This is a genomic window from Leptospira jelokensis (assembly GCF_004769635.1).
Taxonomy (GTDB): domain Bacteria; phylum Spirochaetota; class Leptospiria; order Leptospirales; family Leptospiraceae; genus Leptospira_A; species Leptospira_A jelokensis.
On sequence record NZ_RQGH01000008.1, the window covers coordinates 1 to 21,660 of the forward strand.

A 21,660-nucleotide genomic window follows, 5' to 3' on the forward strand; every position below is an offset into this window, starting at 1 on the left:
TTAAAACATTCACTATTTTAACTTATCAATGAGAACTCTAGATAAATTTTTAATGCTATCAAAATTCAAGATGAAAAAAATATAACCTTTAATTTCTTTTCCTTTTAATTGGTAATCGATAAATACTAATAAAATTGAATTATCCTCATTCTGATCTTGATTTAAAAGTAAATCTTCATATTTTCCAGAGAAAAATTCAGGAACATTTGTTTCGATATGGTAATTTGACATTTTTGCTAAATTCGATAAAATTGCATTGAGAATGATATTGCCAATTTCAACAAGAGCATCCTTTTCAAATTGTGATACTTCATTTAGTGCCACGTAGTCTTTCATCATCATCTTAACAATTTCTAAACTTGAACTTTTATGAAATAAAAGAAACGCTGATCCATTTCCAATATCACCAACAAACTTTTGTTCTACAGTGCAAACTTCGTGTTGTGATAGGTTTTCAAAATTTCTAGCTTCAGCTCTTGTAATGAGTTTTAATGTTGGTACTGTTAATAAAATTTCATCTGCAATCATATCACTCATCAATTTGGCGGCCCCACCTAAACTGATATTAAACAACTCACATAAAGAATCTCGTTCTAATTCTGTAAGGTGGTTCATATGTTTTCCAAAACAGGAATGATTTTATCGGCAGTGATTGGTTTCTCAATGAAATCGATACCTAGATTTTTGGCCTTATTTTTGATCGAATCCTGGATATTGGCAGTGATCAGAACTATTTTGGCATTTTGGTAGGATGATTTTAAATTTTCAGCTAGATCAAGGCCTGAAATTGTGCCAGGCATATTTTGATCCAAACTAAAGAAATCGATGTCTGGATGATCAGGGAGGATGAGGTTAGCCTTGTCCGCAGAATCGGCTTCCAAGATTTCCCAATTCGGGTGTTTTTCAGAGATAATTTTCCGAATCATCAATCTGGTGACGGTGCTGTCATCGACAACAAGGGCTTTTTTTTGTGACATATAGATTGCCTTATTTCCAAACTTGAATTATACCAGTATGCATACACAGTTGACGAAAAAATAATTAGAAATCATCTATGCGTTCTCAATACCTGATCATTTTATGTTTATCTCTCTTTGTTTTTTGTCAGTCGAATCAAAAAATTTGTGAAGGCGAAAATTGCCGGAATGGAAAACACCTGGTCCATTATGATAACGGTGATCAGTTTGAGGGTGAATTTCTAGAGGATTCAAAACATGGCAATGGAATTTACCGTTATGCAAATGGAGACATATTTGAAGGTGAATACAAATTTGGATCCAAAGATGGCCCAGGTATTTACCGTTATGCGAATGGCGATCAATTCATTGGCAATTATGTTAAAGGGAAACGTGAAGGATATGGCAAATATCGTTTTGCCGATGGATTCCTTTTAGAAGGATATTGGGACCAAAATGGATTGGTGGGCAAAGCGAAAATCACCAATGCAAAAGGAAGTTTGGTTTTGGAGGGTTATTGGAACCAAAACCAATTTTTAGGAATCAAACCAAAAGAAGGATCAAACAATCGTATCGAAATTTCGAATCCCGAGTGATTCATAAATTTTGCGAGTAGCTTTTGATTTGTTCAAGGTATACATATGGATTCCTGCAATTTTATGATCCAACAAATCACGAACTTGTTCCGTAGCCCAGTGGATTCCTACATTTTCTGCATAAGAATCATCTTCGGCACGTGATAAAGATTTCAAAAGTTTTGCGGGGAAGTTGGTTCCTAAAGAAAGTTCTGCCATACGTGCCATTCCCTTTCTGGAAGTGATGGGCATGATCCCTGCGATGATCGGCACTTTAATCCCGGCAATTTCACAGCGTTCAACATAATCATAAAATGAATTGTTATCAAAAAACATTTGGGTACAAATATAATCTGCACCTTGGTCAACCTTCCATTTTAAAAATTCGATTTCTTTCAAACGATTGGGTGTGGATGGATGTCCTTCAGGGAACCCTGCAACACCAATTCCCATATTTGGAAATTCCTTTTTGATAAATCCTACTAGTTCCCCTGCAAACCCAAATCCATTTTCTGTTTTTTGAAACTCGGTTTGCCCTTTGGGAGGATCCCCTCGGAGTGCCATGATATTATGAATTCCACTTTTTTCGTATCGTTTTAAAATCTCACGGATTTCCTCTTTTGTAGAACCGACACAGGTTAAATGACTAACAATTGTTAGTCCAGTTTGTTCCTGTAACTTCACAACCAAGTCATGAGTCAGATCCCTTGTGGAGCCCCCAGCGCCATACGTAACACTGACGTAGGCTGGATTCATTTGAGATAATTCTTGGATGTTGCGGAATAAATCCTCAGATGCTTCCTCGTTTTTGGGAGGAAAAAATTCGAAGCTGATCGTAGTCTGTTTTTTCTGGAGGACCTGAGAAATGTGCATAAAACCTATCCTCTAAACAGGAATATTTTTCTCAAGTCCCTTGTTTGCTAATAACCAACCTTTTGATGCTTTTGTTTTCACGGCAAGCCATAGGGAAAATTTAGGGAATAACGCTGGCATGATCACAATGGTAGACCGTAAATAAGACGGGACTAGGACCTCACCAGGATTCTTTTGGATGGCCTTACAAATTGCATCTGCGACTTGGATAGGCTCGATGACCGGGGTAAAAAAGGAAGGTTTGACCCCGTCTATCATCCTTGTTTTTGCCATGGAAGGGCAAATCCAACTAACTCCGATTTGGGTATCGTAGAGTTCCATTTTCAAAGCTTGTGAAAATCCCACCATTGCATGTTTGGTGGCAGAGTATGTTACCGTTCCTTCTGTTCCAAATTTGCCGGCAATACTTGCCAAATTGATAATGCTTGCTTCTTTTTGTTCTCTTAATATCGGTAAGGATTCATATATAAGTTGCATTGGTCCATGTACATTGATTTGAAGTGCCTTTTCCCAAACCGAAAAGTTTTTTCCTTCATAGGGGCCACTAGGAGCGATGCCTGCGTTATTAATTAATACTTGAAATTGGAGTTTGTTTTTTTTGATTTTTTTAATGAGGGAAGTAATTTGTTCTGCTTGGGAGAGGTCACAGGCAAATCCGTAAAACTTTTTTCCAAGTGATTCCACTTTGTTTTGAATCTCTTTTAAATGTGAAAGGTTTATATCAACACCGATAATATCATTTCCTTCCTTTGCCAAACGTTCTGCGGTTAAGGCACCAATACCCATTCCACATCCAGTGATTAAAACCGTATTTCCAGATAATTTCATACAAATACATTATTGAATTTTTTTAGTTTCGTCAATCCGAATCATATAGGAAATAGACTGAAATGCAATACCGACTCTTAAAACCAGAATTAGGGCATAGACTTCCCACGGTGAACTCAACGAACGATTGGATACGCAATCCAGAGATTCCTTTTGGTTCATGGGTGATCGCAGAGGAACAAACTGCAGGTAAAGGACGAGGTTCAAATGTATGGCAATCGTTAGGTGAAGACCCATTGATTTTTTCTGGAAAAATTCGATTATCAGCGGCTGAAATTTCACTCCCGCTGGTATCTATTTTTATTTCATCAGCACTACTCAAAACAATCTTTCGTTTTTTTCCAGAAAGAGTTGATGACACGACCATCAAATGGCCAAACGATATTTACAAAAATGAGAAAAAGGTAGCAGGGATTCTTGTCCAATCGGAATTCATCAATGGTGTGTATGATGTTGTCATTGGCATTGGTTTGAATTTTTTTGGAAAACAGATTCCTGATCCATTACAAGACAAAGCAAGTTTTTTATCTGATACTTCTCTTTCTGAGGGTGAGTTGGAACGATTTGCCAATCAATTGGTAGTAGAAATCAACCAAGCGATCATCACCCTACTTGATCCAGGCCAAGTACTAAAAGATTTGGTATGGATTGAAGAACATTCTTTATTAAAGAACAAAGTCATCGAAACAGAATGGGAAGAAAGAATGGTGAGAGGAAGAGTTTTGGGAATTGATGAATTAGGATTCCTTCTCATAATGACGGAAACTGGCCAAAAAATTGAACTCATGGATACTTCGCCAAAATTTCGGATAATATAAATGTCAGAATCACCACTATTACTTGTCATCGATGTTGGAAATACAAACACAGTGTTTGGAGTTTTTCGTGAAGGCGAAGAAACTCCTGATTTTCATAAAAGAACTGTTACTCGAAGGGATCGTACTTCTGACGAACTTGGCCTTTTTTTAAAAGGATTTTTAACACAAGAAAATGTAAAAGCTGATCGTGTTAAAAAAGCTATTTATTCAAGTGTTGTTCCTTCACTTAATCCCATCGTAGAAAGGATGTTGGAAGATTGGTTTGATGTAAACCCGTTGAGGGTCCATTACCAAATGAATTTAAACTTTGGAATCAGTTACCCGCGACCATTTGAAATAGGTGCCGATCGTTTGGTGAATGCGGCATACTGTGCCAAAACATACCCAGGTAAAAAAGCCATTTTAGTGGATTTGGGAACTGCAACTACCTTTTGTGTGATAAGCGAAAAACCAGAATACATTGGTGGTGTGATCGCACCTGGACTAAAAATTTCGATGGATGCCCTTACAAGGAACACAGCACAACTTCCACCAATCGTTTTTGGTTCCCCATCACGTGTATTAGGGGAATCGACAGTTGAGTCAATCCAAGCTGGTTTTTTCTTTGGTTGGATTGGGTTGCTAAAAGAAATCGTAAGGGCTATCAAAGAAGAACACCCTGGTGATTATGTTGTTGTTGGGACTGGTGGACTTGTTACAACCATTCATGCTTCGCATAACCAAGTGTTTGATGAAATTGATCCAATGATGACATTAAAAGGGCTAAAAATCTTAGCTGATCTAAATTCCTAAAATTTTTTTTCGATACGTTTCCCCCATAAGATCATATCCAATTTGATTGGGGTGGATCGGGTCAGAAATAGGGTATAAGGGAATCTCGCCTTGGTAGGACTCAAAAATCGATTCGATATCAACAATATCTACTTTTTCTTTTTGTAATTTTATTTTTCGAAGTGTCTCATTGTTTTCGCGTATGGTTTCTTTGATAGAAGTCATATTAGTTCTTGGAATGAGAGTTAGGTATACAATGGAAATTTGATTGGATTGCAAAAAGTTGATCAAGTCAAGGGTTCTTGATTCATATCCATTTGTCCCATATGCCATTGCATCATTGGTTCCAAGTTCTAATATCCAAAGGTCTGTAGGGATTCGATTCAATTGATCTTTGTTTTGTAACCAGTCTTCCGTTGTATAACCTGCAACGGAAACATCTGTTACGCTAAATTCAGCTGGCAATCGACTTCTTAATCCAAATCCATCAGACCACTGTGCAAGTGAATCACCAACAATTGTAATTTTGCGAGTCATAACATTTGCTCCTAAAATCGACAAATACTGGCCCGAAGGTTTGTCAGAATGATAACAGTTTGGGAAACTTAAAAAAATGACAACAATACAAGCTAAGAATAGGTTTTGTTTCATTTTTTTGTATAAACAATGGTTTTGTAGTGTAACCAATGGTTGGAGGGAACAGGGATTTCCCATTCGATCCGATTCCAATTTCCTGACTTTAGATAATCTTTGATTGCTTCATTGATGAGAGTTTCATCGTAAAAAACAAAACTATCTCGAGAATGGATTGTTTTTAAAAAAGTTTCTGAAGGGATTTCCAACTCACCAGGTATGAATTCCAAAATATCTAAGTCAGGACGTTTTGATTTCAGATAAAAATAGGGATCAGGTAAACTTTGTAAGTACACAGCTTTGGAATGAACTAGACTGGCTGATATATTTTGAAAATGTGCATTTTGGATTTCATCCGAATCCGTTTTTGACCAATGATTATGGGATATGTAGAGTATTGCAGAAAAGGAAAGTATGATTCCAAAGATCGGAATTCGGTTTAGCATTGACTTCTCTTCTGCTAACAAAGCCATACCAAAGGACAAAGGAAACATAATATGGAAAACATACCAACCTTCCGAAGAAGAATATAAAGCAAATATAACAGATCCAATCCATAACCAAAAAAGAATCCATGTTTTGGAAAGGCTTTGATTTCGTTTGTAAAGTTGATAAGAAATATATCCTAAAGACAATAACTCAATCAAAATCAGAACCAAACGGAATTTAGAAAAACCAAATCCAAACGAAAATATTTTGATTTTATCTACCCAAGTAAATGTTTTCAGCAGGTTTTGTTTTCGCGTGAGTTGTGCTCCGAATTGGATTTGGAACCATTCCCAATTTGGATGGATGTAATAAATCCAACCTAAAACTGGTAATACGCCACCTAACACAAAAAAAACAATTCCACGACTACCAAAATTTTGGTACACAAGAAACAAACTTACCAAACCAAAAAAAGCACCAAATGGATGAGAGAGAGCGGCGAAAGATAAAAGTAACCCAGAGAAAAAGGGGTTCCATGTGTTTCTTTTTGAATTGGTGGCAAAAATTAAACTTAGAATAAAACAAAATGTTGTAAGCGCTTCCATTCTAGCAACAGTACCAAAGCGGAATACAAGAGGTTCCCAAAGTATACTTACAAAAGCAATTTGTGCAGCTACTTCTGAAATTGAAAATCGTTTCAGAAGTCGATAAAATGCAAACGATGTGATGTAAACTAAGCAAACATTTGCTAGGCGAGGGGTAATGAATGTATCTGGAAAAACGGATAAAGAAAATCCAGAAAATAACAAATACACTGGAGGCATCCAAAGGGTTTTGGATTCCATCCCGGGGATGAGCCCTTTTAAAACTTCGGTTTTGAATTCTCCCGATTGGGAAAACGAATGGGCGGGGGAAAAAAAGAGAACTTCATCAGGCCAAATGACGGGAAAAACACCTAAGTTAATCCCAACATGGAAAAAATAGACGAGGGAAATGATGCAAAACGAGGCATACGCCACGTTTGTCTTACTTAGAAAGGGAATTAACGGCTTCTTGTTCCGTTTCGAAAACTTCAAACAAATCCAAAAGTTCTACCACATCAAAAACCTTTTTTACGGGAGGAGTGATGCAGCAGAGTTTGAGCTTTCTTCCTTGTTTGTCGAGCTCTCGCACCATACCAACAAAGATACGAATTCCAGAAGATGAGATATAGGATATGAGCTCTAAATTGATGATGATGTCACCATCTCCGTTTTGCACATCATCAGCTAATTTTGCTTCTACCTCATCTGAATGAGTGATATCCAAACGACCGTTTAAGTGAACGAGTGTGTGCTTTCCGATTTTTTTGGTTTTTATTTCCAAAGCGAGCCTACTTGGTGACTAGAATCTTTGAAAACACCAAAGGTTCAAGAAATTTTTACGCTGCTTGGTTTCTGTTTCTCGTAAAAAGTCGTGGATCCCCATGGTCTCTCTCTGTCATATGCAACATAATCCGATGGCGGGTGGAACGTTGGGTGCGGTGGCCCAAAAATTCTTGGATTTCCCCGAGTGGGAATCCTTTTTGGAATAAATCAAGTGCAATCACATCTCGTAAAAAGGGGATGTGTATTTCGCGAGAGATGATTCGGCTTGCGGTCTTCAGAATCTTTTGGATGGTTCGGGTTCGTAACTCCCCATCTCTGCCAGGGAATAGATAATCACCAGGTGAAAACTCACAGGCATAACGAAACAATTCCACCGCAAATTTTGGATCCAAAAAGATATGTCGTTTTCTCAAACGACCAACGTTCGTTATATAAAATCGATCCATTTCTTTATTAAAATCAGCGATTTTTAAATGGATGAGCTCGGGTAAGGACAAACCAGTGCAAACTAAGAATTTAATGATTAAATAGTGAAAGTGATTTTTGTTCCTAAGTCTCTCTAGTAGATTCCGGATTTCGGTTTGGGCGAGTAACCGGTTACCTAAATTCAATACGTCTACGGTGAGAATCGGAGGGAGGAAGGTTGGTAAATTCAAATTCGTATTTAGCATATTTTTCTCGGGGAATGTATCAAAGTATAACAATCCTTACAAAGAAATTGTCACCAAACCGTAGTTTTGGATCGGATTTTTGGAGAAATAAATTTCCAAGTTCGTGTTTCTGCACAAAGTATTTTTCTGCTTGATTCATATTCTAAAAACGATTCTATCTTTGGGAGAAACAATAAAGGATCAAAACGCATGGACTCTCTGGAACTAAAATCAAATGACCCGGAACTACAACTGACAAAGGAAGACATTCAAAAAGTTGAGGAATTGACCGGACAAATTAAACTCAATAATCCCAACGACATCGTTTCCTATGGATCTTCTGCCCAAGCAAAAGTTTCCGATTTTGCGGACAAAGTTTTATCCGAAATCAAAACAAAAGATTCAGGATACGCAGGTGAATTGTTAAACCAACTGCTATTCAAAATTAAAGACTTAGATATGGATAGTTTCGCTGGAGAAGGGAACACACTTTCTAAAATTCCATTGATTGGTGGGTTATTTGATGCATCTCGAAAGTTTTTAGCCAAGTTCGAAGACTTGGAATCACAAATTGGAAAAATTGTTGATGAACTTCATTCAGCCAGAACCAACTTGACGAAGGATATCACATTATTGCAGGCGTTATACGAGAAAAATTTAGAATATTTCAAAGAAATTCAAATTTTCATTGCAGCCGGTGACAAAAAGATCCAGGAACTTCGGGATAAAATTTTACCGGAGATGTTGGAAAAGGCAAAAGCGCAAGGTGATACTCTTGCATCCCAACAATACCAAGACATGGTGCAAATGGTAGATCGTTTTGAGAAAAAAATCCATGACCTAAAACTCACACGTATTTTGTCCTTACAAACTGGTCCACAAATCCGTTTGATCCAAAGTGGAAACCAAGTTTTGGTTGAAAAAATCCAAAGTTCGATTTTGAATACGATCCCACTTTGGAAAAATCAAATTGTCATCGCCCTTGGATTGATGCGCCAAAGGAAAGCACTGGAAGCACAAAAACAAGTTTCTAAAACCACGAACGACCTCATCCAGAAAAATGCAGAGATGTTAAAATCAGGAACGGTTGAAATCGCAAAAGAATCCGAAAAAGGGATCATCGAAATTGAAACCTTAAAAAATGTGAACCAACAATTGATCGAAACAATCACAGAAACCTTGAAAATCCAAGAAGATGGCCGTCAAAAACGTAAGTTGGCTGAACAAGAGATGATTAAAATCGAATCGGATATCAAACAAAAACTATTGGAATCCAAATAGAATGACAGAAATTCAATCAGAACAAAATCAAGAAGAGAAAAAATGGGCGAGGCGCGCCCATATTTCCACCTTACTCACATACCCTATGGCACTATTGCCTTTTCCGTTTTATATTTCATCACTTGGAGCCATGATTTATCCTTTTGTGATGTGGTTATCACGGACAAAATCATCTTACTCCGCCAAACAGTCATTAGAAGCAATGTACTTACAAGCTTTATTGTCTCTGGGGTATTTTGGATTTGGAACGAAGTTTGGGGACGATCGGGTATTACTTGTATTTTCCTATGTGTTTATGGCATTTTTACATGTGATTTTTTTAGGAATCGCCATTTACCGCACAACCATTGGAAAACCACACCATTATCCATTTAGTTTTTTTCCACTCCTCTTTTCTAACAGCAAAACAAAAGAAAATTGGAATGAGTTAAAAAAGAAATTTGAAGACAAAGTAGAATTTTCCGAATACAAAACCCAAATGGAAAAACTGGATGAGTTTCGGTTGTCCACTGAAAAAGATGCAAAATTGTTAACGGATGTTACCTTGCAAGGATTGTGTAACGAATACCTTCATTCTTTATCAGATTTACGTGTTAAACTTGCTGAGGATCCACTCTCATATCGAAAAGCAAAACAGTTTCTCAATTACTTTCCAGAAACCGTTTCTAAAATTCTCAGCCAATACATTCGCGTAAGCCAAACCGTAAGTTCACCTGATTCTGAAAAAAGAAAAACGGAACTCAATTCTTTGTTAAGCGAAGTCATCAAAACAACAGAACAAGTCAGAAATAAACTCAAAGCAGACGAAACCCTAAATTTAGATGTTGAGATCACCGCGATGAAAAAAAACATCGAATTTGGTGGGTATTGATGCTTTCTGAATTACATGATAGATCTTATCATTTTTTAAATTTTTTACCGAATGTTGCGAACTTCCTTGTGGAAAAACACAAGGAATCCAACTTAAAAGTTGATGAAAAAAGTTTATACAACTTAGTCACAGAAGCAGATTTAAAAGCGGAATCAATGATTCTAGAGGAAATCCAAAAAAACTTTCCTTTGGATGGAATTCTTTCAGAAGAACGTGATCCCATTGAAGGATCATCTGGATATACCTGGGTGATCGACCCATTAGATGGTACAACTAACTATACTCATGGATTGCCTTTGTACGGGATCTCTGTCGGTGTTGTGGAGACTGAGACGATGTCTCCTGTCATCGGAATGGTTTTTTTTCCAGAACTTAATACGTATTACCATGCGGTCAAAGGCCAAGGTGCCTTCCGTGAAAAAAAACAAATCCAAGTTTCGCAAACAAAGTCGATGAAAGATTCATTGTTTGTCACAGGATTTCCTTACGATCGGAATTTGTCTTTGGATACATTGATGCAATATTATAAATCAATTTTGCAAAAATCAAGAGGCATTCGTCGTACGGGAGCAGCTACTCTCGACTTATGTTGGTTAGCTGAAGGAAAATTCGAAGGATACTATGAATTAGGATTAAAACCATGGGACATGGCGGCTGCTGGACTCATCGTTATGGAAGCAAACGGTAAGTTGACTTCCATGGATGGAAATGATTTTTCAATTATGATTCCGAGTTTACTGGCAAGTAATGGTCATGTTCATGAATACCTATTAGCGGAATTTGAAGGCCAAATCAACCGAGTAGTGTATTAACCATCTGATTGAGTTTGGATTTAATGATATCCTTAGAAAAGTTGGAAAGAACATACTTCCTTCCATTTTTTCCCATTCTTTTGGCGATGGTTTTGTTTTCCAAAAGATACTCTAACATCCTCTGAAAAGAGATCGAATCCGAATAATACAAACCACCTTGGCTGCGAATGCAATGTCCTTTCATCACGGAAGACATTCCGTTCACAAGCACAGGTTTTTCTTGTAGCCAAGACTCCATGATAGAAATGGAAAAACTTTCATAAGCAGATGGATTCAATAATAAGTATGAGTTTTGGATTTCCAAAACTTTTTTTTCTTCCGAAACAAACCCTGAAAAAAGAATCTCTTTTTCTTTTGAGATGTCCATTGAAAATACAGAGCCCAAACATTTTAAGGTAACATCTGTTCGATGATTTAATTGTTTCCATTGTTGGAAATATTCGAATAAAGTTGGATATCCTTTCGCTGGTTCTATTCTACCGATGGTAAGTAGTTGGAAGGACATTTCGGATTCGTCGCTTTCAAAGTTAGAAGTATCCAATTTTGAATTTGGATCATCCAAATATGTTCCAATTAAAAAATACCGGTTCACTTTTTGGCGGTGAATGGATTCATAAACTTCTAACTCTTCAGGTGCATTAAAACTATAAAAATAATGGCTGAGATACGTTTGTCGATAAATCGGCAACCGAAAAGGTGGTTCATCGTGAAAGGTAGGAACGATCACAAAAGGAACTTTTAATAATGGAATGCTTAAGACCACTGGATAATACAAATAACCAATAAGGACAATCAAATCATAGTCAAACTGATGTTTGGATACAAATTCAACTAACTTAGGACAAAAAGGGCCTTGTTCGATGAGAAAAGACATTTGGTCCTTCATTGAAACCGAATCACCTGCCTTTAAACAACGATCCAAAATTGAATTCATCTTATTGATGTTACGCGACTGTTCAACAGGAAATCGTATGATTTTAAAATTATTTTCTTCTATTTGCCCTGGTTTGAATTCATTTTTCCAACTTACATAGTTTTTGGCAGTACTCGTGCAAACTGTTACATCATGGGTTTCCTTTAAAATATTTACATAATCAGTGGCTAATTTTTCTGCACCTCCCGATGCATTTTGCAAAAATCTAGGAGTGATGAATAAAATTTTTGCCATATCTTAACTTTTGATCACCTCTAACAAAGGTAATATGCTCGTTGATTTTAAATAAGAGTTCAATCTTTGATTTTGTTGGAAAAGAACTTTATTCCTATATTCATTTTTTTGAAAGATTTTGTCTATTTCCTTAGCCAATTGATCAAAATCTTTTGATTGGAATAGTATTCCCGCCTCTCCCAATGTTTCTGGTACGGCTCCCGCAGCATAAGCGACTACCGGCAATTGAAAATGCATCGCCTCCATGAGTGGTACACAAAATCCCTCGTGTTCGCTCATGGATAAAAACAAATTACTTTCCGAATAAATCTTTTTTAACATAGACTCATCTACATAAGGAATGATTTTCACTTCCTCTTGCAAATCGAGTTGGGTGATCATAAAATTGAGTTCATCTAAATAAGATTGTTGGTCAGGATTACAGAAACCTAACATTCTTAATGAAAAATTTTTACCGTAGTTTGATTTCCAGGTTCTAGCAAAACGAATGAGATCGTCTTGGCATTTATTCGGTGCGATCCTGCCAACAAACAAAAACGATGGAGTTTGATTAGAATGTGTTTTGGATTTAATATCTTCCGAATTCAAATTCCATTTTTGAAAATTTAAGTGTAATGGGAATACCCTAGATTGTTTGAATCCTAAGTGAATGAGTTCATTCAAATTAAATTGAGAAACTGCAAACGAATGTTGGAAATGATTTTTGATCACAGTCAAATCTTCTCTACCTTTTCTGAGTAGGTAACTAAACCTTAGATCATAGTCTTCAAAAAAAGATTCTGGAGTTACATTGTGATAAATCAGGATTTTTTTGTTTGGAAATTGTAAGAGGAAATCCAAAACTTTTGAATGGATTGAATGGTGGTAAACAATGACATCTTCTGGTTTGATGTTTGCTTTTGTTAACTTTTCTGCAAATTTGCGATCACTTGATAATACGTTTTCCGCAAAAATTTTCCCTTCATAATTTTCTTTGGCAAGCAATCGTTTGATTTCCAACATTTCCTGTGAAATGGCGTCACCTAATTGAAAACCAGCTGAAAATTGGTGAATGTTCATTTGATACCACTTTGTAAGATGCCAGAGATCACCTTATTGAAAGGAAAATCATTATAATCATCCAATACTTTGTATTGGGACCCTATCATTTGATCACGATGATGTTTTTCACTCAAATTGTTTTTGATCATTTGAACCAGTGAGGAGTAGTTTTTTGAATGAAACAATTTTCCACCTTCTTTCATGGTCCCAGGGATGGCACCCGCAGCAAATGCAAAAACTGGGATCCCACAACCAAAAGCTTCCAGAATGGGAAGGCAAAATCCTTCGTGTTCGCTCATCGAAACAAAAGCAGATGAGTTTTGAATGATTGTTAAAACTTCTGAATCCGATTTACCCATCAAAAATTGAACTTTGTTTTCTAATTGGAGTTTTCGCACAATATCTGTTAGTCGCTCAAAGTAACCATCAAATGCACCGATGATGGATCCAATACAATAACATTTGGCATCTGGGTATTCCTTTTCCCAAAAGGAAAAAAAAGTAATTAAGTCCTCCCATTTTTTTTGAGGAGAATATCGTCCAACGAATGCTAAGGAATGGTTGTTATGCGAATCAGTTTCTTTTTTAGGAAATTTTTGATAGGACTTACAAATTGGAATCACATAAGGATTGCGAAAGTCATATCCACTGAGCGTTTCGTAATTGAATTGGGAATCACACCAAACTGAATCACAAAAAATTGACAAACTAGCCAATTCCAAATAAGATAGTGATTCAAATTTTTCCATCGCATGGAAAATATCTTCCGTTGTCGTATCTTTGTAAAATTTTGCAGGTGTGATATTATGGAATCTTAAAATTTTGATTCCAGGTAAGTTTTGGAAAAGGGTATAAGGGTATCCAGCTCCACCATAATGTAAAATGTGGATATCATTTGCATTTGTTTTTTCATGAAAATTTCCAACTAAATGGAATGTACTTTGTAATGGTTTTCCTTTTCTTGGAATCCTTGTGATGAAATGTGTTTTATAACCTAACGACCGAAAAACGTCAGCGAGTCCAATCGCATCATTGCCGACACCATCAGAATCTTTTAATTCATCTAGATGTTGAAAGACATTCATTTTAGAGTTTTGTATAACGGAAAACTTTGGTTTCTTCTGAAATAGATAAGTCTCTTGGTGAGGAAAAACCCAATGTTTCTAAATAACTAGGTAGTAAATTTAAATTAATTTCCGTTACTTGGAGATCGCGGAAAGGTCGATTTGATTTCTCAGGTACGATGGAAATCGAAAAATATAGATGACTTCCTTTATGTAATAGAGAAGAAATTTCTGCAAACAACCGTTCCAAAGCATAAGACGGAAATTTATTGAGAGCTAAGTAAACAAGAACATCTCCACTGTCGAGGTTCTGATTTGAAATAGGGAATTGGGATTCAGTATATGTGATATTTTGTGTGATATTACTTTTGATAAAATTATATTGGAGGTTGTTTGTTGTCACTGAACGAAATGGGATTTTTGAAATGGTAAATTCTTTTAAAATTTCTCCCCATTCCGGGAACAAAACAAAAACTTGTTTTCTATTTTTTAAATCCTCAATTGCCAAATTCCAAATGGGATTCATTCCTGCATCTACAAAGTATGATGAAGTCGCCCAACTAAAATTAGGCGAATGATTCCCGTCAGAATGTAACAAATGATCTCTGTAAAAACCATCAAACCTTCTTTCCATCTGTTCCATTCTCTTTCCAAGACGCACAAGTTCGTGTAATACGGAGAAAAAGGCTCGGATGCGGTTTTCAGAAAGTTTTTTGTCGATTTGTCCATAGAGAGAAACCAATCGATTGATGATGTACTTCAGTGGCCCTCTGATGTACCAAAATTTGGGATTCGAAAATTTAGGACTAGCAATCCCTTTTTCAAACAGATGGGCTGTGCCTGCAGGATCAAATTTACGAAATCCCAAAGGGGATTCAGGTTTATAACTGATTTTGGTCAGGTCGGACCATTCCCGTTGTTTGTTGGGATCAAGGGGAATCTTGGATTCCAAATTTTGGACAATTTCTTGTACATTGATCTGTGGGTCACGGATTGCGACAAAGGGGGAGGGATTGAAATTCTTTTTGTCTTCCACAGTTTTCTTTCTTTTGTTGAGAGGATTTGAAAAATTGGGAGAATGGCAACTAAATCTTAGGGTCAGATCAGAAATTTCCCTTTTCTATGAAAAAAAAACAAACTTTAGTCACCGGAGCCAGCGGATTTGTGGGAAGTTATCTCCTCCCCGCACTCGAATCCCAAGGGAATCACGAAATCCATAGTTTCCAAGGTGACATTCGCGACCTAGAAACCGTTTCCAAGCAATTAAAAGAAGTCCAACCTGATATTTTGATCCATTTGGCTGCGCAGGCCTTTGTTCCGAGTGCCATTGAAAATCCATGGGAAACCGAAGGCATTAATGTTGGTGGAACCTTAAATCTTTTAGAAACCTTACATCGATTGCAAAAACCTTGTAAGATGTTGTACGTATCTTCTGCAGATGTTTATGGAAAACAAAACATGGATGTACTCCCTCTAGAAGAAACATTATTACCAAATCCAGTCAATCCATATGCAGGTAGTAAATTGGCAGCGGAATCCTATTGCCGTCAGTATGCAAAATACAGTTCATATGTATCAGTTGTGATCGCGCGACCTTTCAATCACATTGGCATTGGACAAAGAAAAGAATTTGTGATCCCCAATTTTTGTACACAGATCATCGAAGCGAAGTATGCTGGAAAAAAAGAAATTTCAGTGGGAGATTTACAACCAACCCGAGATTTTTCACATGTCAAAGACATCGTAGATGGATATCTCACTTTAATTGAAAAAGGTGAGTCTGGTGAAATTTATAATATTTGTTCGGGTGAAGAACGAAGTATCCGTTCCATGGTCGAAACACTTGTAAACTTTTCAGGTGAAGACATCCGTTTTGTTGTCGATGAAAGTCGTGTTCGAGTTTCCGAAACTTCTAGAGTGTACGGAAACAATACGAAACTGAAATCTTTAGGTTGGAAAAACAAACACAGCTTAAGCGAAACATTAAAAGAAATTTATGATCATTTAGAGTCGGATTTTTTGAGATCCAAACAAGTTGATTGAACTTCTTTCCAAGTTGTATCAGAGACAATTTTTTTGATGGTTCCTTTTTTCCCTTTTTGAATCAAAGATTCTAAAGTTTTCATCCTTTCTTTTGTGGCAGGGTGGGTATTCAAAAAATCAGTGATTTTTCTCGCGGTTGACGATTCATCCTTTGCACTGACAACATCTTCAGTGCCTTCTGATTCGTTTTCTCCATTTTCCATTTCTTCCATACGTTTGAAAAAGCTGAGTAAACCATCCGTGGAAATATTTTTTGATTTTAGGTAGTCAAGTGAAGTGATGTCCGCTTCCGTCTCAAAGTCTCTTGAAAATTTTAAAACCAAAATTGTAGAACCAATTTCGGTGAATGTTTCCAAAAACTCCATATTGCCAAGACCAGGTCCTATCACCAAACTGATCGCAAGTGATGTACCCCCTGCTTTGACAAGATTACGCATATGATGTCTTTTTTCGATATGGGCAATTTCGTGCGCCAAAACTCCCAAAACTTCCTCTTGTGATTTTGCTTCGTTTAGCAATCCAGAGAAAAAATAAATTTTGCCATTGGATAAAGCAAAGGCATTTGGAACAGCAGAACCTATGACAGAAACATTGAATTGGTGTTTGCTATCTTTGGGTACAATTTGTTTTAATGCTTCTGAAAAAAAACGATCAGTGGCTTTGGAATCACAGGCATCAAACCCTGTTTCCATCTTAACTTGGACAGAATCACCCAAGGATTTGTCCATTGAGAGAGGAATGAAATTCGTAACAACTTCCAATCCTTTGAAGTAAAAAAATCCAATGATAGAAACAACGATTAGGGATAAAAGTCCAAGGACGATGGGATTCATTTCCCGGATGGAATAAAAAAAAGCACTCGAATGGCTTTGCGACTTTTTGTTTTGGATCCAGATTTTTTCTAATAATTTTGATTCATCTTTTGTACAAAAGATTTCTAAAATCGGGCTTTCTTTGATCTCGTCAGGTAGTAAGACCAATTTACATCCGTTATGCGTCCTAATGAATTCGGTAAATTGGGATAAACTGATTTTGTGATTGGTATCGGCCGACGAAAATTGAATGGTTTGTCCGTGGACAAGAACGGTCCCGTCTTCAGGGACCGCCGATACACCATTGAAATACCGTGATGTAAATGTTTGGTTTTGGAACAATGTTTACGATAGGAAGGCTTCTAAAGTTTCTGCAAGTGCTTCCAGTCCTTCCGCTGTTGCATTTGCTTTGGTATCCGGTTGGGCAGAAATCGTTGAAAAATCAACTTCTGCTTCTAAACTCACAGATTCGATGAAAAGTTTTGTCAATCGAACTACGGCCCAAGCAAATCCAATACCCAAAGTGAAGAGAATGATCAAATAAGCGATCAGAAAATTCACAAAAATTTTGCCACCAGTAATGTCAGATCGGAATTTTTTCCCTTGGAAACTAGTCCGATTCCAGATGTAGTTTTGCACGTCTGCAAGGAACCAAGGATAATAAATTCCCAAAGTTACAATGCTAAGAAGGAATCCTTTTAAGTATAAAAAGAAAATTTCCTTACCTTCTGCTGAAAATCCAAAGTTTGTATTTCCATAACGAGTTTTGCTTTGTAAGTAAGCTTCTTTTTCAGCGAAAAACCATGGGTAATAAATCCCTAAGGTAACGATGGTAAGAAGGATTCCTTTTCCATAGATTTTTGCTACTTCAATGATTTTACCATCAAAACCAAAACGTAAGTTTCGGTAGCCAGTGCGTGAAGTTAAGTACTTTCGTCCACCAACGATGATGATCGGCACTAAAGCCAAAATCACTGCGATATAGAGTAAGAGGCCCACAATCTGTGAGAGATAGGGAATCGGAATGAAACTTAAGATCCATTGGACAATGATCATACCGATGAAGAGTACGATGAAAATTCCAACTGCTTTCAAAAACCCGATGAATCTTTCTTTTCCTGTTCCATGAAACGAAAAACGTTCTCCAGCCCATTCTAAATTTTCTGCCATAAACTTTTGAATGTTGGTTCTTGCCCAAAAGCTGTAGATCCCTAGTGTCACTACTGTAAGAAACATATTCTTCAAAAAGAGGATGAAGAGTTGTCCGCCCGTGGCGTGGTATTGTAGTCTTGTGTTGCTCATTGATTTCCCCAAAGGATGATTAGTGTGCAGATTATATAGTATGATAGAAAAGGGTAAAGAAAAATATTTCCTATCCATTAGAAATACACTTTATACGGTTGAACACAATTCACTTTTTTTTGGGAGCCACCGAACTTGTCCTTCTTTCGTAGCGTCTACATGTACAGTATGCGAACACTCATAATGATTCTCCTAAGTTTCGTAACAGTAACAGGAGTTTTTTCTGACCCTCGCCAAGAATTGCCACCTACACTCGGTGATTTGAAAGGACAAGATAAGTCAGTTCGGCAACCGCCAGACCGGAAGGACAAAAAAGGTTGTTGTAAAATCAAATACCCTGCGGGAGGGTATGACTTCTTTCTGGCTACGGAAGAAGATTGTCGTGCGAGTTTGTATTTTGACAGATTTCTGGGAGAAAACAATACACTATGCTTTCGTTGGGAAGGGGATTAGAATTTGCCGATTTTATGGGCGTCCGTGAACAAGTATTACAAACACTAGTAAAGATATTTCCTTCCTATGATGCATCACTTGCCATTGCAGGTGGAGGGTGTAAGGCGTTTTATGCTTTGGGTGTAGGGAAAACCTTACGTGAGTGGGGAGTTCGTTTTACAGAATTGTCAGGTGTCTCTGCAGGGGCTGCCATGGCACTTTGTATCCTTTCCCAAACGGAAGAAGAATCTGTTGAATACTTTGAAGAAATCACCAAACGGAATTCACGTAACTTTCATTTTTCCAATTTACTAAGGGGGGAATCAACCTTTCCTCACGAAGACATGTACAGGCGTACCATTCGGTTTGGAATGCGTTTCGATCGTGTTTTAGAATCTGGAGCAAAAATTTGGATCCATTCTGTGAAAGCCCACCCGAAAGAGGACTCTTTAAAAAACAAATTTCGATTGGCTCGGTTGATTTCGGAAACAGGTAGGGCATTTTTATTAGATGATAGGGATAGGTCAGAAGGAATCCCTGCCAATCGTACGGCGGAGATCATCAAAAAATGGAATATGGAGGATGTGGATTTTACAGAAAAAGATTTTGCGAATCCAGAAACCATCGAGCAGTTCATCATGAATTCTTCTTCCATTCCTCCCATCGTTGACTTCCAGTCCGTTGGAAACGAATACTATTTAGATGGTGGACTTACCAATAATATGATGATTGAAACTTTTTCTCCTCATGCAAAAATCATAGGCATCCATTACGAACCCAATACCATCGTAGGAAAAGACCCAGATTTACTGGCACGAACGTTTCTCATCACACCTTCCAAACCTCTTCCCATCACTTCCTTTGATTATACAAATCCGAAAGGGGTGAGAGATACCTATGAAATGGGAAAAGCTGACGCCTTAGCAAAAAAAACAGAAATCATCAATTATTTGAGAAAGGTTTGAAGTAAATTTAATCCTTTCTCTAGTGTTTCTTCTTCTGTGATCAAACTAATCACCAGGATGCACTTGTTATGCGAAAATCCATACCAAGATCCTGGTTGGACAAAAACACCAGTTGACGTGAGAATGTCTAAAACAATGGATTCATCTTTTTGTTCGGTTTCCAATTCCAAGAGATAATACCAACCCGCTTCCGTTTCTGGAATCTTTTTAACAGCAGTTGATTGGGTAACAAATTCAAAACAAAGTGCCCTGTTTCGCATAACTCTTGTTCGGATTCGATTTTGGATCATCGTTTTCCAGGGTAAAAGTTCTTTTGCCGCCAATTGGATGAAAGAATTTACGGATAAATAGGTATCTGCTAGAAAACTTAAGTGTTTCTGCATTTGGGCAAAGTATGGTTCAGGGGAAAGGTTCAAAATCCAAGCCAATTTTGTTTGGGGCAAAGCCAGAAGTTTGGAAAATCCATTGCATACAAAAACAGGGTATTTGGGAAATTGAGGCAAGTGGTGTGGATTTCCAGAAAAATCATAGGGTTCAAAGACTTCATCAATGATGATTGGTAGGTTGATTCCAAAAGAATCCCACTCCTCCCAAAATGTTTCTGTGGTTTTGGAACCCGTAGGGTTTGCGGGACTGACAAGGATGATGGCCTTTGTTTTGGTACTGATGGAACTTGCGATTGTCTCTGCATCATAGACCCATTGGCCAGTCAAAGGATCGGTTTTTAGGTCATAATGGACTTCTTTTAGATTTTCGAATCCTAAAAGAAAATGGAAAAGTGGGTAACCAGGGTTCGGTGTTAATACCTCATCTCCTGGATTGGTTAGAAGTTTGAATAAATAGGAATAGGCTTCAGATGTGCTAGCTGTTAGGTGGAGTTGGTTCGTTTCTGCAATGATCCCACGTTTTCTATATTCAGAGGCAATTTCTCCGCGCGTTAGCTCCAATCCCTCAGGGATGGGATCATAAACACTAACATTCAGATTGGATAAAATATGAGATAAAACAGAAGTAGGGAACTCCAAACCCACTTGTGTGGGATTGGAGTTTGTTAGATCCAGAATTTTTTGTCCTGATTGGATCAACCTTGTTTTGGTCAGTGATATTTCATTCTCAGATTCCAGATCACCTAACGATTGCAATCGGTTTGAAATAAAAGAACTGTTTTCTTTTGTCAAATCATCCAACTTTGTTAAGGAATTTTGCAATTTTACGAATCAGGAATCTTGGTGTGAAACGTACCGATTCGGCTAAAATAAAATTAATGAACCCTGGGATTTTCACAACACGTTTTGCAAAAAGCGCATTTAATCCAATGTCGACAACTTCTTGAGAGTCCATTGCCAAAAAGGATGATTTGACAAGTTTACTTCCTGACATCTTTGCTCTTTCAAAAAATTCCGTTTTGGTTGGACCTGGACAAAGGCAAGAGACGGTGATTCCATAATCTTTGACTTCTTCCGCTAATCCTTCGCTTAACGAAAGAACGTATGCTTTGGTTGCATAATAATTTGTCATGAATGGCCCAGGTTGAAATGCAGCAGTGGATGCAACATTTAAAATATAACCTTCTTTTCGCGACACCATGTCCTGCAAAAATAGATGGCATAACTCAGTTAAGGTGGTTACATTCACTTGGATCATTTTTGATTCTTCATCAAAAGAATTTTTATGAAACTCTCCATTCAATCCATACCCGGCATTGTTCACGAGTATGTTAATCGGAAGTTTTAATTTTTTAACAGCTTTGTATATTTTTTCTGCAGCACCTTGCTTTGATAAATCTTCCGCGATGACAAAGGAATCTAATCCGAATTTGAGTTTAATCTCGGAAGCCAAACTTTTGAGTCGGTCAATGTTTCTCGCCACAAGTACGGGAGAATAACCCATTTTTGCCAGAGAAATTGCAAAATCTTTTCCAAGTCCAGTTGATGCACCAGTAATTAATACGTATTTCATTAGGGAAATT

At 37.3% G+C, this 21,660-nt stretch carries 25 protein-coding genes; 9 read left to right on the forward strand and 16 right to left on the reverse strand.

Annotated features, from left to right (window positions below):
* Positions 1–12 precede the first annotated feature (12 nt).
* On the reverse strand, positions 13–615 hold the full coding sequence (locus EHQ62_RS02360) for a chemotaxis protein CheX (protein WP_135640659.1): 603 nt from the start codon (positions 613–615) through the stop codon (positions 13–15).
* On the reverse strand, positions 612–977 hold the full coding sequence (locus EHQ62_RS02365; protein ID WP_135640660.1) for a response regulator: 366 nt from the start codon (positions 975–977) through the stop codon (positions 612–614). Before EHQ62_RS02365 ends, EHQ62_RS02360 begins: the two co-directional genes overlap by 4 nt.
* Positions 978–1,054: 77 nt before the next feature.
* On the opposite strand from EHQ62_RS02365, the gene EHQ62_RS02370 reads away from it, so the two are divergent.
* Positions 1,055–1,552, forward strand: coding sequence for an MORN repeat-containing protein (locus tag EHQ62_RS02370; protein WP_135640661.1), 498 nt, complete (start codon positions 1,055–1,057; stop codon positions 1,550–1,552).
* Here the strand turns inward: EHQ62_RS02370 and metF are convergent.
* Positions 1,517–2,404, reverse strand: coding sequence for a methylenetetrahydrofolate reductase [NAD(P)H] (gene metF, locus EHQ62_RS02375; protein ID WP_135640662.1), 888 nt, complete (start codon positions 2,402–2,404; stop codon positions 1,517–1,519). The genes EHQ62_RS02370 and metF overlap by 36 nt on opposite strands.
* Before the next feature lie 12 nt (positions 2,405–2,416).
* Positions 2,417–3,232 (reverse strand): SDR family NAD(P)-dependent oxidoreductase, encoded by an 816-nt coding sequence (locus tag EHQ62_RS02380; RefSeq protein WP_135640663.1) that lies wholly within the window; start codon positions 3,230–3,232, stop codon positions 2,417–2,419.
* 62 nt (positions 3,233–3,294) lie between these two features.
* Between EHQ62_RS02380 and EHQ62_RS02385 the strand changes: the two genes are divergently transcribed.
* Together EHQ62_RS02385 and EHQ62_RS02390 are read left to right on the forward strand one after the other, a co-directional pair.
* Positions 3,295–4,050, forward strand: a complete 756-nt coding sequence (locus tag EHQ62_RS02385) for a biotin--[acetyl-CoA-carboxylase] ligase (protein ID WP_135640664.1) — start codon at positions 3,295–3,297, stop codon at positions 4,048–4,050.
* Positions 4,051–4,842, forward strand: a complete 792-nt coding sequence (locus EHQ62_RS02390) for a type III pantothenate kinase (RefSeq protein WP_135633070.1) — start codon at positions 4,051–4,053, stop codon at positions 4,840–4,842.
* On the opposite strand, the gene EHQ62_RS02395 is transcribed toward EHQ62_RS02390, so the two are convergent.
* Genes EHQ62_RS02395 through EHQ62_RS02410 form a run of 4 tightly spaced genes read right to left on the reverse strand, consistent with a single transcriptional unit; the run spans position 4,831 to position 7,921 of the window.
* Positions 4,831–5,472, reverse strand: a complete 642-nt coding sequence (locus tag EHQ62_RS02395) for an SGNH/GDSL hydrolase family protein (protein WP_244241604.1) — start codon at positions 5,470–5,472, stop codon at positions 4,831–4,833. The two genes, EHQ62_RS02390 and EHQ62_RS02395, sit on opposite strands and share 12 nt — an antisense overlap.
* Complete coding sequence (locus EHQ62_RS02400) at positions 5,469–6,902, reverse strand: ArnT family glycosyltransferase (RefSeq protein ID WP_135640665.1); 1,434 nt, start codon at positions 6,900–6,902, stop codon at positions 5,469–5,471. Before EHQ62_RS02400 ends, EHQ62_RS02395 begins: the two co-directional genes overlap by 4 nt.
* 7 nt (positions 6,903–6,909) lie before the next feature.
* Positions 6,910–7,248: an STAS domain-containing protein gene (locus EHQ62_RS02405; protein ID WP_012390191.1), complete on the reverse strand. Its 339-nt coding sequence runs from the start codon at positions 7,246–7,248 to the stop codon at positions 6,910–6,912.
* A gap of 55 nt (positions 7,249–7,303) precedes the next feature.
* Positions 7,304–7,921 (reverse strand): tyrosine-type recombinase/integrase, encoded by a 618-nt coding sequence (locus EHQ62_RS02410; RefSeq protein WP_135640666.1) that lies wholly within the window; start codon positions 7,919–7,921, stop codon positions 7,304–7,306.
* A gap of 189 nt (positions 7,922–8,110) precedes the next feature.
* Between EHQ62_RS02410 and EHQ62_RS02415 the strand changes: the two genes are divergently transcribed.
* From EHQ62_RS02415 to EHQ62_RS02425, 3 genes are read left to right on the forward strand one after another with little or no spacing between them, the layout of a single operon-like run.
* Entirely contained in the window at positions 8,111–9,181 is a 1,071-nt protein-coding gene (locus EHQ62_RS02415; protein WP_015676460.1) for a toxic anion resistance protein, read from the forward strand.
* Position 9,182: 1 nt separating this feature from the next.
* A complete protein-coding gene (locus EHQ62_RS02420; RefSeq protein ID WP_135640667.1) occupies positions 9,183–10,052 on the forward strand; it encodes a DUF4870 domain-containing protein in 870 nt (289 codons plus the stop codon).
* Positions 10,052–10,864 (forward strand): inositol monophosphatase family protein, encoded by an 813-nt coding sequence (locus tag EHQ62_RS02425; protein WP_135640668.1) that lies wholly within the window; start codon positions 10,052–10,054, stop codon positions 10,862–10,864. The genes EHQ62_RS02420 and EHQ62_RS02425 overlap by 1 nt, the downstream gene beginning before the upstream one ends.
* Here the strand turns inward: EHQ62_RS02425 and EHQ62_RS02430 are convergent.
* From EHQ62_RS02430 to EHQ62_RS02445, 4 genes are read right to left on the reverse strand one after another with little or no spacing between them, the layout of a single operon-like run.
* Positions 10,845–12,032 (reverse strand): glycosyltransferase family 4 protein, encoded by a 1,188-nt coding sequence (locus EHQ62_RS02430; protein ID WP_135640669.1) that lies wholly within the window; start codon positions 12,030–12,032, stop codon positions 10,845–10,847. The two genes, EHQ62_RS02425 and EHQ62_RS02430, sit on opposite strands and share 20 nt — an antisense overlap.
* A 3-nt stretch (positions 12,033–12,035) precedes the next feature.
* On the reverse strand, positions 12,036–13,091 hold the full coding sequence (locus EHQ62_RS02435; protein ID WP_135640670.1) for a glycosyltransferase family 4 protein: 1,056 nt from the start codon (positions 13,089–13,091) through the stop codon (positions 12,036–12,038).
* Positions 13,088–14,158, reverse strand: a complete 1,071-nt coding sequence (locus EHQ62_RS02440; protein WP_135640671.1) for a glycosyltransferase — start codon at positions 14,156–14,158, stop codon at positions 13,088–13,090. The genes EHQ62_RS02435 and EHQ62_RS02440 overlap by 4 nt, the downstream gene beginning before the upstream one ends.
* Before the next feature lies 1 nt (position 14,159).
* On the reverse strand, positions 14,160–15,173 hold the full coding sequence (locus EHQ62_RS02445) for an LIC_10202 family protein (RefSeq protein ID WP_135640672.1): 1,014 nt from the start codon (positions 15,171–15,173) through the stop codon (positions 14,160–14,162).
* 86 nt (positions 15,174–15,259) lie between these two features.
* On the opposite strand from EHQ62_RS02445, the gene EHQ62_RS02450 reads away from it, so the two are divergent.
* Positions 15,260–16,180, forward strand: a complete 921-nt coding sequence (locus EHQ62_RS02450; RefSeq protein WP_135640673.1) for a GDP-mannose 4,6-dehydratase — start codon at positions 15,260–15,262, stop codon at positions 16,178–16,180.
* On the opposite strand, the gene EHQ62_RS02455 is transcribed toward EHQ62_RS02450, so the two are convergent.
* Together EHQ62_RS02455 and EHQ62_RS02460 are read right to left on the reverse strand one after the other, a co-directional pair.
* Positions 16,138–17,334 carry a M48 family metallopeptidase gene (locus tag EHQ62_RS02455; protein WP_135640674.1) on the reverse strand — a complete coding sequence of 399 codons (1,197 nt, stop codon included), beginning with the start codon at positions 17,332–17,334 and terminating at the stop codon, positions 16,138–16,140. The genes EHQ62_RS02450 and EHQ62_RS02455 overlap by 43 nt on opposite strands.
* A 3-nt stretch (positions 17,335–17,337) precedes the next feature.
* On the reverse strand, positions 17,338–18,294 hold the full coding sequence (locus EHQ62_RS02460; RefSeq protein WP_208720602.1) for a YjgN family protein: 957 nt from the start codon (positions 18,292–18,294) through the stop codon (positions 17,338–17,340).
* A 168-nt stretch (positions 18,295–18,462) separates the two neighbouring features.
* On the opposite strand from EHQ62_RS02460, the gene EHQ62_RS02465 reads away from it, so the two are divergent.
* Together EHQ62_RS02465 and EHQ62_RS02470 are read left to right on the forward strand one after the other, a co-directional pair.
* Positions 18,463–18,747, forward strand: coding sequence for an LIC_11321 family protein (locus EHQ62_RS02465; RefSeq protein ID WP_208720603.1), 285 nt, complete (start codon positions 18,463–18,465; stop codon positions 18,745–18,747).
* Positions 18,723–19,691 carry a patatin-like phospholipase family protein gene (locus tag EHQ62_RS02470; protein WP_135640677.1) on the forward strand — a complete coding sequence of 323 codons (969 nt, stop codon included), beginning with the start codon at positions 18,723–18,725 and terminating at the stop codon, positions 19,689–19,691. The genes EHQ62_RS02465 and EHQ62_RS02470 overlap by 25 nt, the downstream gene beginning before the upstream one ends.
* Here EHQ62_RS02470 and EHQ62_RS02475 read toward each other — a convergent pair.
* Together EHQ62_RS02475 and EHQ62_RS02480 are read right to left on the reverse strand one after the other, a co-directional pair.
* Complete coding sequence (locus EHQ62_RS02475; RefSeq protein WP_135640678.1) at positions 19,673–20,869, reverse strand: pyridoxal phosphate-dependent aminotransferase; 1,197 nt, start codon at positions 20,867–20,869, stop codon at positions 19,673–19,675. The two genes, EHQ62_RS02470 and EHQ62_RS02475, sit on opposite strands and share 19 nt — an antisense overlap.
* A gap of 1 nt (position 20,870) precedes the next feature.
* Positions 20,871–21,650: an SDR family NAD(P)-dependent oxidoreductase gene (locus tag EHQ62_RS02480; RefSeq protein WP_135640679.1), complete on the reverse strand. Its 780-nt coding sequence runs from the start codon at positions 21,648–21,650 to the stop codon at positions 20,871–20,873.
* Between the last annotated feature and the right edge of the window lie 10 nt (positions 21,651–21,660).

What these genes read in the sequence shown, in the direction of transcription:
- EHQ62_RS02360 (WP_135640659.1), bottom strand. Translation starts at nt 615, where the DNA reads ATGAACCACCTTACAGAATTAGAACGAGATTCTTTATGTGAGTTGTTT.
- EHQ62_RS02365 (WP_135640660.1), bottom strand. Translation starts at nt 977, where the DNA reads ATGTCACAAAAAAAAGCCCTTGTTGTCGATGACAGCACCGTCACCAGA.
- EHQ62_RS02370 (WP_135640661.1), top strand. Translation starts at nt 1,055, where the DNA reads ATGCGTTCTCAATACCTGATCATTTTATGTTTATCTCTCTTTGTTTTT.
- metF (WP_135640662.1), bottom strand. Translation starts at nt 2,404, where the DNA reads ATGCACATTTCTCAGGTCCTCCAGAAAAAACAGACTACGATCAGCTTC.
- EHQ62_RS02380 (WP_135640663.1), bottom strand. Translation starts at nt 3,232, where the DNA reads ATGAAATTATCTGGAAATACGGTTTTAATCACTGGATGTGGAATGGGT.
- EHQ62_RS02385 (WP_135640664.1), top strand. Translation starts at nt 3,295, where the DNA reads ATGCAATACCGACTCTTAAAACCAGAATTAGGGCATAGACTTCCCACG.
- EHQ62_RS02390 (WP_135633070.1), top strand. Translation starts at nt 4,051, where the DNA reads ATGTCAGAATCACCACTATTACTTGTCATCGATGTTGGAAATACAAAC.
- EHQ62_RS02395 (WP_244241604.1), bottom strand. Translation starts at nt 5,472, where the DNA reads ATGAAACAAAACCTATTCTTAGCTTGTATTGTTGTCATTTTTTTAAGT.
- EHQ62_RS02410 (WP_135640666.1), bottom strand. Translation starts at nt 7,921, where the DNA reads ATGCTAAATACGAATTTGAATTTACCAACCTTCCTCCCTCCGATTCTC.
- EHQ62_RS02415 (WP_015676460.1), top strand. Translation starts at nt 8,111, where the DNA reads ATGGACTCTCTGGAACTAAAATCAAATGACCCGGAACTACAACTGACA.
- EHQ62_RS02420 (WP_135640667.1), top strand. Translation starts at nt 9,183, where the DNA reads ATGACAGAAATTCAATCAGAACAAAATCAAGAAGAGAAAAAATGGGCG.
- EHQ62_RS02425 (WP_135640668.1), top strand. Translation starts at nt 10,052, where the DNA reads ATGCTTTCTGAATTACATGATAGATCTTATCATTTTTTAAATTTTTTA.
- EHQ62_RS02430 (WP_135640669.1), bottom strand. Translation starts at nt 12,032, where the DNA reads ATGGCAAAAATTTTATTCATCACTCCTAGATTTTTGCAAAATGCATCG.
- EHQ62_RS02435 (WP_135640670.1), bottom strand. Translation starts at nt 13,091, where the DNA reads ATGAACATTCACCAATTTTCAGCTGGTTTTCAATTAGGTGACGCCATT.
- EHQ62_RS02440 (WP_135640671.1), bottom strand. Translation starts at nt 14,158, where the DNA reads ATGAATGTCTTTCAACATCTAGATGAATTAAAAGATTCTGATGGTGTC.
- EHQ62_RS02450 (WP_135640673.1), top strand. Translation starts at nt 15,260, where the DNA reads ATGAAAAAAAAACAAACTTTAGTCACCGGAGCCAGCGGATTTGTGGGA.
- EHQ62_RS02460 (WP_208720602.1), bottom strand. Translation starts at nt 18,294, where the DNA reads ATGAGCAACACAAGACTACAATACCACGCCACGGGCGGACAACTCTTC.
- EHQ62_RS02465 (WP_208720603.1), top strand. Translation starts at nt 18,463, where the DNA reads ATGCGAACACTCATAATGATTCTCCTAAGTTTCGTAACAGTAACAGGA.
- EHQ62_RS02470 (WP_135640677.1), top strand. Translation starts at nt 18,723, where the DNA reads ATGCTTTCGTTGGGAAGGGGATTAGAATTTGCCGATTTTATGGGCGTC.
- EHQ62_RS02480 (WP_135640679.1), bottom strand. Translation starts at nt 21,650, where the DNA reads ATGAAATACGTATTAATTACTGGTGCATCAACTGGACTTGGAAAAGAT.